Origin of the sequence: Bifidobacterium choladohabitans (genome assembly GCF_016102005.1) — a bacterium.
Lineage (GTDB): Bacteria > Actinomycetota > Actinomycetes > Actinomycetales > Bifidobacteriaceae > Bombiscardovia > Bombiscardovia choladohabitans.
On the sequence record NZ_JACFPL010000002.1, the window covers coordinates 396,203 to 407,839 of the forward strand.

The following is an 11,637-nucleotide window of genomic DNA, read 5'->3' on the forward strand; positions in this document are numbered from 1 at the left end:
TGAAAGTCAGACCCGAGCTTTTATGTGGTTGGAGGCTATGTTTGCACCGGTGAAGAGGAGGAGGATGATACACACCTGCCAGAGCAGGGATATGACCCCAGATTGGACGGTAAAGGGGCCGTTCGCTGGTACGTACATAGGGTTGGTGTGGAACCATCCCTGCGCAATGGGATCGCCGATGACTGACAGGGGGCCGCCATTGAGTGTTGGAAGTGGTAAGAGTGGGGTATAGAAAGCCAGCCAAGCCCATGCCAGGACGGCGAGAATTCGGGCCAGGATTGTGGGTAACAGGGCTCCCAGCAGGGCGGATATCCCCATGGCAATCAGCATTGACGGTGAGAGTATGACAAGCGCTACTGCCAGGGCCGCAAGCATTGCCATACCGTTGCCGCGGAAGATTTGGTAGACCGCGATCAATACTAGGAAAAGCAGGGATGATGATATGCAGATAACCCATGCTCCCAGGACATGAGCTGAGCGGATGGCTGCCATCGGTAAAGGGGAGGTGGATTCAAGCTCGTCCATTCCTGTCCGCCTACCGGCAGTCATCAGGTTGCTGAATGATGCTGCGTATGCCAACGAGGTGAATATGGCAAGAACCTGTCCGGTAAAGACAAGACCATGTATATTGCTGAATCCAGGTGACATGGGAGAGGCATAGGCTAAAAAGAGGGCGAAGAGCGCCAGCGGTATGCTGGCTATCCACAAGGCTTTGTGCCGATAAAACATCAGTAGCGTGATGCGTACAAGGCTCAGCATCCTCATAGGGCTGCCACCTTTGCAACATTGCGCTCCGCATCACCGCACATGTTCCATCCGAAGATTGCGCCTGCTGCTGCAATAAACAATGGAATGAGTCGTTGCCGGACCGGATCGGTTATGTATGGATCCCATATAAAACATAAAAACAGCCAAATAGCCATGGAAGCCAGCGACGAGGTTGGCTTAGACATGGTAAATACGGCTATAAGGAAAACCAGACAGTTGACAATGAATATACTGCCAACCGGGGAAATGATGCTCACCCATCCCATGTCACGTGGCCAAAGTCGCATCATATGCAAGCCGATGAAAAGAAGGCCCGCGGCAGCAAGAAATGCCCCGGTAATGATAAGCAGCCTGGTCACTTGAACCTTCCGCCATCCAGTTGGAGTTGACTCAGTAAGTTCAACGATTGGGTCATCATTGAGCACAAAAGCTGTAGATAGGCCAGCAGCAATTACTGGCACCTGAGTAAGAACCATCATAACCGGCCGTATGCGGCTCAATGACCAGATGCCCTCCAGTACGAAGCCCGCAAGAAGAATACCTGCGGTCAGTATGAATGGCAGTAATGCCAGCCTATAAAGCCTCTTGAGCTGTATACCTACGAAAGCCAACCTCGTCCACCTTCCTCATATCTGGTTTTGGCCTTGGCTGCCGCCAGACATTGCTCGCTACTCGTTCCGTCTGCTTAGTTAGTAGCGAGAGAGGATGGAAAGGTTCATTAATTTTTATCTCCACCGGCGAGTCGAGTATGCCAGGCAAGAGGGGCTGTAAGGATAACAGCAGATAGGAGTCCCACTGTAACGAGGATGAACCCTGCCCAGGCTGCGGCGGTAGTGGGTGCCGAATTGACCCATGCCGGTAGGAAAAATGATGACCTAAAGTTCTGCAAAGTTCTCAATAGTGGTGCAAGTACCCCTAGGAGCAGTGCAATCCAAGAGCATTGCCATATGCATAAGAGGGCCACAATATTCGCCAGGAGTGTTATGGGGGCTATCGTTTGGGCAATAACCGACAGGGGCCTTATTCCAGGGTTAATCGCAGTGACAATCAACAAGGCTGCTCCCCCGACGACAATATTGGAGATAAAGGCCAGGAGCAGTCTAGTAGCTACTACAACTTGAGGTCCTAGGGGCATACTGAGCATTAACTCACGATCGTCTTTAATGGAAAAAACCAGGATTATTGTCAACGCCATGTTGAGCATGAGCATATTTGAAAAGATATGCGTACCGAGACTGCCATACCGTGCACCTTGCATAACGTTGCTAATTAAAACCGCGCATGTTGCTATCGCAATTTCCACCAGTAAGATATATCGCGGTATGAGACGGAATTGGGCTCGGACAAGTGGGCCACAGGAACGCACTCGACGCATGAATGGTATTGGTTGATCCGTTGCCAGCGACGGCTTCTGGTGGATGGCCTTCATTACGCTAGTAAAAGCTGGAACTGCCGGCTGTGCATTCTGCTCTTTTTCCCTAAGCGCCTCTTGAACTTCACCCCGGTATTCTTCGGTGACTGGGCCTGTGCTGTCTGGGCTGGTGCTCTCATATCGGTCTGCCATAATCACCCCTTCAATTATCTCTGGCTCTGCAGTTTATGGGGTTTGACTGGAGCGAGGTCGGTCAACTGTGGGCGCAGGATCTGCCTTGCCCGAGCAATACGAGACTTCACAGTCCCAACCGGGACGTCGAGCAGGGAGGCTATTTCCGTGTAGGGTAACTCGTGGAGCCAAGCCAAGGTTACCGTATATGCCATTTCTGCTGGGAGTGCATCAATCCTTTGCCGTATTATTTCCATCGTCAGATCCTTATTGACCAGTTCTACAGGCTCCAACTGATCATCGGTTATCGAGTCAAGTTCCACCTGATCCATTTGGTCAGGTGGTTTCGGTTTGCGACGTATCATATAGATTTGCCGGCGAGCAATGCTGAGTATCCAGGTAATCACCTTGCTGTCTGCGCGGAAGGTTTTTGAGGAACGCCAGCAGCCCAGCCATGTGTCAGCAAAAACTTCACCGGCATCCTCCTCGTCGGATATTCGCAGGGAAATAAAGGCTTGGACGGTATGAGCATACTTATTGTAAAGTGCTTCAAAGGCCGATTCATTTTCGTCAGCCACCATCTTGATCAGCCTTATATCATCAGTATCTGGATCAATGCGAGATCGTTTCACTGATGATGTCCTTCTCCGTATTGTCTACATCCCAGATATCGTCTTGCGTACTGCTATGCAAGCGGTTATCGCGGTTATGCTTCATTGCTATTACGAATATGCTGAGATGCTGCTTCTGGGGTCACCCATACTGTGAATCTGGTCGCATGGCAACCCATTACTGTCTTGTATGAAACTGATTCTTTTCAGGTATCCTAGCGCTTATTTGCGCCCCTTCAAGTACTTCCGTATCTTCTTCAGGGCCCAGTCGTAATGGCTGGAGGTTGAAGAGATGAAGGCAGAGCCCAAGGTAGAGTTTCCTGTCCATGGGAGGGCGCCCTTGGTGAATAGCTGCTCGTTGGTGAACGATTGCGCCAGGGCCATGACCTTCTTATGGGATTCGATAAACAGGTTCAAGGCCTGATCATAGGTGGTGTCATCATGCTTGTCCCGCAGCTTCACATTCATCTCGCCGTAATTGCGCCAGTTGTAGCCGTCAGGAAGAAAGTCGTGGGTCCTGCCCTGCTGGTTGTCCTCCACCCAGTTCAACAACAGCTGATGCCACTCGTAGAGATGGACGAGCACATCCTTGATGTTCCTGTCGCGTGCCCAATGGGCCCCCTTCTCCTTGCTCAGATCGAAGGAAAAGCGGCCATTGCGTTCTTCAGGTGTCAGTGGCTCAAGCAGCGCCAGGAGTTTGTCGAAGCCATCATCAGCCGTCTTGATGAGTTCTTCCTTGGTAGTAGGTCGCGCCATGACGGTCCTCCGTTTGTCTCTGGTCGACAAGATTTGACTGGTTGATTGTCACCGGTCTCGGTTTGCCATCGACTGTACCCTATATGGGCCTTGCAAATGCTCGTGTGTAGGAAATCGTCGCATACTCCTGTGTTTACCTGTATTGGTGGAAAGCCATCAAGTGCTCACAGTTGTATCTACCAATTAAATTCATCAAGCCGAGCGCTGCATATACCGACTTAATTTATTTAACAATAGACATGGAGGAATGACAGAGGTCGGCAGGCCCGCTGTGGCTCAAATATGTATTCGCGTGCATGCAGCGAGGCTTTATTATTCGCCGATGGCATGAGATATGACACTGACTGAGTTCTCGAACCTGGTGGTCAGAGCTTGGATTCCTGTGGCTGCGGCACCAAGCAGGGATACGATGAGCACCACTACGATCCATGCGCCCCATTGCACGCTCATCTGTGCTTTGCCCATGAAGCGTGAGAGCATGAAAGTCAGGGATGAGGTGCAGAGCAATGTGATGACCAGGGAGAACAGTGTGCTGGTAATCATAGTGATGATGCCGTCAAGCGCGCCCAATACTCTGAGCTGGCCGATTCCAGCACCTGATACGTAGGTCAGCGCCAGATCAAGTCCTCTGCCTTTGGAAGTGATCAAGGTGCCTGCAATTGCACCTGTTATCGCGATGATTATTGGCGGTCCAGTGAGCGCCAAGAGACTCGCAAACATGTCTGTGGTCGCCGGAACGCTGCCTGGTGTGTGGGGAAAAGCGACTAGCAAGGTGGTGATCATTGTGCTCAACCCTCCGCTGACGGTCATCAGCAATGATAGACCCGCAGTCATCGGGATTATCGTCGCTCCCTGGCGCTGTATGCTGCCGACAGCCTGTTGGCCTGCCAGCCTCCAGGTTCTGGATGGCAACGCTACAATACGCGTCCATATCGCCGTGAAGCCGGGCAGGAGATATGGCGCGAAAGCTGCCAGCGAAAATATCAGGAGGAACATGCCGCCCATGGCGAAGGCGAGAAATACCGTCATCCGATCTGGAGCGGCAGCGCTGCTCATCTGACTGGCACGAGGGTTAGTTGCAAGTGCAAAAGCTGGAATCAGCAACATGCAGCCAGCACCAATCAAGCATACGATTCCCAGGAGGAAGCGGAAGACGCCTATCCGCTTTGGAGGGTCCTGGGATTGCCTGAGGGCTTCCATTGGTCGTATTTTCGAGAGCGAACGGATAGTCAACAAGGTGCTTATGAAGATGGGCGCAGCGCTGAAAGCGAGGCCTTTGCCTAGCGAATCGAACAGGTGGCTGCCGGCATAGGTCAAATGCAAATCAAATGGATTTGTCACCATGGCGAAGGTCAAGGGCGTAATCACCGGCAGCAAAAGGCAGGTGGCTGCAATGGACAGGATGAATAATCCCATGACTATCAGCAGATTCCAGGCCAGCAGTTGCCAAGGCAGAGCGCCTTGCAAAACCATGAGCGCCAGTTGATGCCGGCGTTGATTCAGTGCTGAATTCATGACCCATAGCAGCACAGCTATGGTGATGATCACGCTGAATGCCAAGGCGGGACCAGTGTATGTGGATCCAAGCACCTGCTCCGGGCCCTGATAGTCCTGATCAATGATCGTGGCGATCGCGATGAGGGAGCAGATGACAGTCTGGGATACGACCATGGCCAGCAAGACGGCGCTCCAGACCATGGGCGCTGCTTTGAGTTCGGACAGAGCGCCTCTCATGCCATGGGCGCTTTCGCAGAGAATGACTGGCTGATACGGCCATCGCGCACGGCAAAAAGCCGATCGCACTGGCCTGCCACCTCATTGTTATGCGTCACCAGTACGATGGTTTTCTTTTCGTGGTTGGCAAGTTCCTTAAGCACCGATATGACCTTTTCTCCGGATTCCTGATCCAGGGCGCCAGTTGGCTCGTCCGCGAATACCACGTCTGCGTCGGATAACAGAACCCGGGCCAGGGCAACACGTTGCTGCTCGCCGCCTGACAGTAGGGTGACGCTTTTCTTTTTCTGATCGATCAAACCAAAGTACTTCAAGAGGGAATCCGCCGTCTTTCTGGGAAAGCGGGATCCGCGAAGGGTGAATGGCAGAGCCAGATTCTGTTCGACTGTCATGCTGGTGATCAGGTTGTAGGACTGGAATACGAAGCCTAGATGCTGGCGTCTGAACTTAGTCATGGCCGACAGCCCCAGACGAGTTATGTCCTTGCCCAGCAGAAGCACAGTGCCGCTAGTGGCCTTCTCCAGCCCAGCCAGGCAGTACAGCAGCGTCGATTTGCCGCTGCCTGACGGCCCTATGATGCCGGTCATCTCCCCCGGATACGCAGTGAATGCTATGTCATTGAGAATGGTCAGTGAATCGCCGCGGCGCGGGGAGACCACCATGGACAGCCCCGTAGCTTCAATCGTTGGTGTCGGGCCTCTGCTTTCGCTTACGTTGGGGTTATTCATAGTTGCATCTTTCCCTTGGATGATCATCGACGACCTTCCAGACCAAAGTATCTACGCTCAGTAATGCTGATTCGCCTCGCAGATGTCATGTGCCCTCGTTCGTCGCTTGACCCTGTATGACGGTCATCCTTGTCGTCATCAGTCACTTCCATTAATATCAGCGAAAGAAGGGATGAAATACCCTGATTTACCCTGAATTATCCCTGACTGGGCCCTGATTTTTTCGAAATAACGGACATGTTCGAGCAGCTATGCTTACGCGCCGCCACTGGCAAAGTCAGTAGCGGTGGGGATCAGCTGATTATTATCGCAGCCTCATTCGCTAATAAGCACTAGGGATTTGATGGCGGTGCGCTGGTCCATGGCCTCATAGGCTTCCTGGATGTGATCCAAGGCAAAGCGCTGGGTGAAGACCTTGCCTGGCTGGATGCTGCCCTTGAGCACCTGGTCAAGCAGCAGATGCCTGTCATATGTGGTGACCGCGGCCGTGCCTCCTCGCAGCCCAACATTGCTCCAGAACAGCTTAGAGGTGTCCATGGTGGCCTGCTGTGGCACACCCACCCTGCCGACTACTGCGCCGGGCCGGGCCACCCTGATCGAGGTGTCGGTGGACAGTTCGGTGCCCACGCATTCCAGGACGGCATCGGCTCCGGCTCCGTCGGTGAGGGCCATGACCTGCTCCACAGCAGCGTCTCCGCGTTCAGCCACAATGTCAGTGGCCCCGAATTCACGCGCCAGCTTCTGGCGGTCCTCATGCCGGCTCATGGCGATGATGCGTTCGGCCCCACGCAGCTTGGCTGCTATGACTCCGCACAGACCCACCGCCCCATCGCCCATGACCACGACCGTGTCGCCCGCCTTGGCCTGGGCGGTGGCGGCTGCATGATAACCGGTGGCCATCACGTCGGAGAGGGTCAGCAGAGAGTCGAGCATGTCGTTGTCGTAGTCCTCGGGCTGGCCTGGAATCCGCACCAAGGCCCAGTCCGCGTTGGTGAATCGCAGATACTCACTCTGGTAGCCGCCGCTCCCCCGCCTGTCCGGATCAAGGCAGTCACCGTCGAAGCCGGCCCTGCAGGCCGCGCAGTGCCCGCAGCCATGGGTGAAGGGCGCGATGACGAAGTCGCCTGGCTTGACGTGGGTGACTTTGGAGCCCACCTTCTCGACCACTCCGATGGCTTCGTGCCCTACATAACTGCCTGAGGGCATTGAGGAAATTCCCCGGTACCACCACAGGTCGGATCCGCACACGCAGGCCCGGACGACCCGAATCACGGCATCTTTGGGCTTTTCGATGGTCGGCATCGGCGCTTCCTCCAGCTCGATGCGGCCCGGCTTTACAAACTTTGCTGCTTTCATGCTTCTGCTCCCCATTCTTCACCACCTGGCGTATTTGCCTGCCAAGTACGCGGATGAAACATAGTCTACGGAGTTCAATCCGCTTGAAGTCAAGTCAAAGCTTCCTTGTGCGCGATTCACAGAGGTGCGGACAAGATTGTTACACGGGAATACGGTCATAAGATTCAGACATATATCGGTGCTTTATAGGGGTGCCATATAGGAGTTGTGACGGGTAGGGGTGAAGGGTAGAGGAGGCGTCTTGAGGTATTGTCTCGTCAAATGCCTGGTGACGGATTGTTTGCAACCCTGCATGCACCTCATAGTTCAAGCCGCATCGATTCGACTCACTGGGAAGCGCTTTCAGGGCCGCCAAGTTCCTTAAGAAAGGCGGCATAGGCCTGTGGATTGCGATGGTTTTTACCCGCTTGGACGATCAACCCATGGTATTCGCGTAGATCGTTGAGCGCCCATTGATCGACCTTGATAAAATCCGCCTCGTACTCTTCGCCCTCCTGGTATGACCGCAAGGAGGCCCACCCCAGACCGTCCAGCAAACGGCGTGCATAGGCATCCCAGACGAAACAAGGCTGGCCGAAGGCATAGAGTCGTATGACATCCGCAGTCTCGCGCCCGACCCCGGCAATGGTGAGCAGGTCGTCACGCAGGCCTTTATCCGCGCAGTCCTCCACATCGGCCGTGCGAATGCCATGGGCCAGCAGCCACTGAGCAAGGGCCTTGCAGGTGCGCGCCTTGGCCTTCATGAAGCCGCTGGACCTGATCAATGCCGTCAAAGTCGTCAGGTCGACCTCGGCCATATTGCAGGGGTTGAGCAAATCGGCCTTGCGCAGCTGCTCGATGGACATGGCCGCGTTCCCCCAGGCTGTATGCTGGACCAGCACCGCTCCGATCATCATCTCGAAGTCGGTCTCTGCCGGCCACCAATTCTGCAATCCCAGGCGAGCGAGCAAACGTGAATACAGCCACTTTGAGCAACCGGCATTTATCCTGCCTGAATTGCCCATAACGCCTCCATAAAGTTCCTGCCGTTTTCATGGTAACAGCTGGCTCCTGTAGGTGCGGAGCGAGTCAGAGAATGGCAGGCGCCTGGGCGAAGTCAGTGATAGCGCCATCGGCCTCGGAGCGAATGGAATCCCAATCCTTGGCCGAGGACTTGTCGTACATGGCCCAGACCTTCATTCCAGCGCGCTTGGCCGAATCGACGGCGACCAGAAGATCCTCGAACACTGTGCAATGGTCAGGCGCAACGCCCAGCATCCGTGAAGCCAGCAGGTAGATTTCCGGCTCCTCCTTACCGATGCTTTTGGCGTCATCCACGCTGCAGACCTGGTCGAAACTCTCGGTCATGCCTGCGTGTTTCAGAGCAGCCTGTCGCAGGCGCGGAGGGAGGCTGGTCGCCACAGCCAGAGCGGCACCGCTGGCCCTCAGAGCTCGCAGGTAATCGAGTGCATGCGGCTTGGGCTGCACGGCCGTGGCGTAGAGCAGGAGCGCGTCCTGGTTCCACTCCTCCACCAAATCCTCTGGGCGCTCGTCAAGGTGGAAGCGGTCAATGGTGTATCTGGCGATGGCGCCGGTCTGCATGGAGGCCACTGCAGAGGCGTAATCGTCTGGCATGGGGATGTTGCGGCGAGCGAAGAAACGTTGGTCGATTTGCTTCCAGACTCCCATGGAATCCAGAAGTGTGCCGTCGAGATCGAAGATGGCGGCCTTGCCAATATTGACTTTTGTTCCATTTTCGCTCACGCCGCAAGTTCTCCTATTCGTCGAAGTTATTCATAGTAGCATGACCTCAGTTCACGTCCGGACCGGCGGCCTGGAGCCAAAGCACTGTCCAATCGGCCTTGGCTTCAAAAAAGTAGGTATGTTCAACAGTTTAATGTTGCTGCACAATGCATCAATCCCGGCGCTTGTCAAATATTTTGCGCTCAGTGAGTGAAAAGCGCATAAAAGTTGAAGAAAATATACAATATTGATTGAAACAATGTTAGCATGCAAATACTAGAGAAAATCATCGAAAAAGGAGTCTTATGGCTATTCAAGAAACAACAGCGGCTCTGGCTGATCCCCTGCGTCGTCGTGTGATGGATCTTTTGGAGCAGGGCGGCATGGAGGCTGGACGCCTGGCCGAAAAGCTGGGAATGACGCCATCCAAGCTGTCCTATCATCTGCGGAAATTGAAAGAAGCAGACCTGATTGTCGGCCACAAGCAGGGCACCAGGGTCATCTACGAACTCAATCTGAGTGTGCTGGACAGCACTATTCAGTGGCTCTACCGCCTGCGGACCAGCACCAGTGACAAGAGAAGTGTATCTGAGCCGCGGACTGTGAGCAAGGAAACTGGTTCGACGTCAGTTTCCGAGTCCTAAGGAGACTCTCATGGCGGATGGCGGCAAAGCGGGTCGGTTCGTCCCGACCCTTGTCGCGGCTCAGTGGTTGCCGGGGATGATCATGCTGGGCGTAAGCCGCATAGTGGTCAATCGTCTGCCGAATGAAAACGTCCCGCTTCATTGGAATGCACAGAACCAGGTGGACCGCTGGGGCTCTCCCCAGGAGCTGATTTGGATGCCCTGTCTCTGTCTTGTCATTGCGTTGATTTGGACCATCCTCATGCTCGTCCTGCGCGCATATTTGATTAAACGTGGTGATGAAGCGGGACAAACCTTAACCGTTTTTCTGCTGGGTGGGCTAGGCATGCAGATTGTTTTCGCGGTTATAGATACGTTCTCCATAGCCGCTGCCGATCCTCATTGGGACTGGTGGCCGACGGATTTCGGCATCAATAAGGTCGCCATGCTATTGACAGGTCTGATTCTCATAGTCATCGGCAATCTTGCTCCTAAAATCAGACCCAACGGCATCAGCGGTTTTCGAGTGCCAGGTGCCTACTCCAGCCGCGAGGCTTGGCGCCGTTGTCAGCAATTTGGCGGGGTGCTCTCCATGATTCTGGGCGTGGTCATGATCCTGGCTGCCCTGGCTTATAGCGGAGTCAGGCTCTATCGGACCTGTGGAACGGCTCTGGCAATCGTCCTTGTACTCATATTTACCTATGGTTCGTACGCTGGCAGAAAGTATGCCGGCCAGGGCGGACCCGTCTCCCACGGTTAGTTCCTGTATGTCATGCGTGGACTGAATGAGACCGTAATTGTCAGATCAGAATACAAGTAAGAACTTCCATAATTCGCTGGAAGGATGTCGAAGCTGATTTAGATCAGATCAAGTATCCGGCAACATGGTGCTTGATCGGCGGCGTCAGTACAAGAGTCAAATTCGACAGTCCGACCAGTCATCAGCTTTCACGCTGAAGGCTCTACTAGTGGCCATGGCGCACAGCCTGTATTTCATGGAAACCAGCCTGTCGAAAACCAAGGATTAAAGCCAGCGCACTTCTGTCGTGGATTATTGAGGAAGTAAGAGCATCCCCGGTATCTTGCTCGTCTGACTAATCCAAGAATGACTGGATACACGCCCAACAATCACCCGCACGTTCACCCGCTTGAACTTGCATAGCTGTCCAGTCAGTTTAGATTCCAGGGAAGTTCGTACGTCCTATTACCGATCCATAGTCTTGCTTAAATTACGGAATTCATATACGCCATCGTTCGATTTTTGCATTTTAGAACCCGTTATTTTAAATCCTGCGCCCTGATAAACTTTAATTGCACGTTTATTGAAGCTGGCTACTGAAAGAGCAATAATTCTATAATTAAAATTATTCTGTATGAATTCTTCGATTCCTTTGACGAAATTTAATCCCAATCCGTGTCCAGTCAAATCCGGTCTCAATCCTAAACCAACTTCTACTTTTTCCTCTGATAGCCTTTCCAAGCAAAAATAACCAACCAGTTCATCTTGATCATCCACAACCTGGTAATACTTATCTCCACGCAACTTCGGAGTGATTATCTCTTCAAGATCCTCTAGATCATTTTCCATATCATAAAAGCTGTATTGGCCACCATAGTGCCATTTTCTAGCGATCTGGTCTGCATTTGCCTGAGTTAAGTGTGCTATTTTCTTAAATATCATATTTACTCCTTACTCAATGTGCAGACTCCGAATTAATATCGGTAGTAATAGTCAAGAGATCTTGTTTAAGTGACCCAAAGGTTAATCAATAAAACCCGAACTGGGGGACAGACAC

At 53.2% G+C, this 11,637-nt stretch carries 13 protein-coding genes; 2 read left to right on the top strand and 11 right to left on the bottom strand.

What is annotated here, in order from left to right:
- Positions 1–6: 6 nt before the first annotated feature.
- From H3S97_RS05175 to H3S97_RS05220, 10 genes are all read right to left on the bottom strand, one after another.
- Entirely contained in the window at positions 7–765 is a 759-nt protein-coding gene (locus tag H3S97_RS05175; protein ID WP_198219860.1) for a murein hydrolase transporter LrgB, read from the bottom strand.
- Positions 762–1,379: a hypothetical protein gene (locus H3S97_RS05180; protein WP_198219861.1), complete on the bottom strand. Its 618-nt coding sequence runs from the start codon at positions 1,377–1,379 to the stop codon at positions 762–764. The genes H3S97_RS05175 and H3S97_RS05180 overlap by 4 nt, the downstream gene beginning before the upstream one ends.
- Positions 1,380–1,486: 107 nt before the next feature.
- Positions 1,487–2,332: a hypothetical protein gene (locus H3S97_RS05185; protein WP_198219862.1), complete on the bottom strand. Its 846-nt coding sequence runs from the start codon at positions 2,330–2,332 to the stop codon at positions 1,487–1,489.
- Positions 2,333–2,346: 14 nt separating this feature from the next.
- Complete coding sequence (locus H3S97_RS05190) at positions 2,347–2,943, bottom strand: RNA polymerase sigma factor (RefSeq protein ID WP_198219863.1); 597 nt, start codon at positions 2,941–2,943, stop codon at positions 2,347–2,349.
- Positions 2,944–3,144: 201 nt separating this feature from the next.
- Positions 3,145–3,678, bottom strand: coding sequence for a ClbS/DfsB family four-helix bundle protein (locus H3S97_RS05195; RefSeq protein WP_144177066.1), 534 nt, complete (start codon positions 3,676–3,678; stop codon positions 3,145–3,147).
- A gap of 312 nt (positions 3,679–3,990) precedes the next feature.
- Entirely contained in the window at positions 3,991–5,376 is a 1,386-nt protein-coding gene (locus H3S97_RS05200; RefSeq protein ID WP_198177810.1) for an ABC transporter permease family protein, read from the bottom strand.
- Positions 5,377–5,408: 32 nt separating this feature from the next.
- A complete protein-coding gene (locus H3S97_RS05205; protein WP_198216133.1) occupies positions 5,409–6,167 on the bottom strand; it encodes an ABC transporter ATP-binding protein in 759 nt (252 codons plus the stop codon).
- Between the two features lie 288 nt (positions 6,168–6,455).
- Positions 6,456–7,496, bottom strand: coding sequence for a zinc-dependent alcohol dehydrogenase family protein (locus tag H3S97_RS05210; RefSeq protein WP_198219864.1), 1,041 nt, complete (start codon positions 7,494–7,496; stop codon positions 6,456–6,458).
- A 326-nt stretch (positions 7,497–7,822) separates the two neighbouring features.
- Positions 7,823–8,428: an endonuclease III domain-containing protein gene (locus tag H3S97_RS05215; protein ID WP_198219865.1), complete on the bottom strand. Its 606-nt coding sequence runs from the start codon at positions 8,426–8,428 to the stop codon at positions 7,823–7,825.
- 136 nt (positions 8,429–8,564) lie between these two features.
- Complete coding sequence (locus tag H3S97_RS05220; protein ID WP_198219995.1) at positions 8,565–9,212, bottom strand: HAD family hydrolase; 648 nt, start codon at positions 9,210–9,212, stop codon at positions 8,565–8,567.
- Between the two features lie 311 nt (positions 9,213–9,523).
- Between H3S97_RS05220 and H3S97_RS05225 the strand changes: the two genes are divergently transcribed.
- Together H3S97_RS05225 and H3S97_RS05230 are read left to right on the top strand one after the other, a co-directional pair.
- Positions 9,524–9,862, top strand: coding sequence for a metalloregulator ArsR/SmtB family transcription factor (locus H3S97_RS05225; RefSeq protein ID WP_198219866.1), 339 nt, complete (start codon positions 9,524–9,526; stop codon positions 9,860–9,862).
- A 10-nt stretch (positions 9,863–9,872) separates the two neighbouring features.
- Entirely contained in the window at positions 9,873–10,601 is a 729-nt protein-coding gene (locus H3S97_RS05230) for an SdpI family protein (RefSeq protein ID WP_198219867.1), read from the top strand.
- 444 nt (positions 10,602–11,045) lie between these two features.
- On the opposite strand, the gene H3S97_RS05235 is transcribed toward H3S97_RS05230, so the two are convergent.
- Positions 11,046–11,522: a GNAT family N-acetyltransferase gene (locus H3S97_RS05235; RefSeq protein ID WP_198219868.1), complete on the bottom strand. Its 477-nt coding sequence runs from the start codon at positions 11,520–11,522 to the stop codon at positions 11,046–11,048.
- Positions 11,523–11,637: the final 115 nt, after the last annotated feature.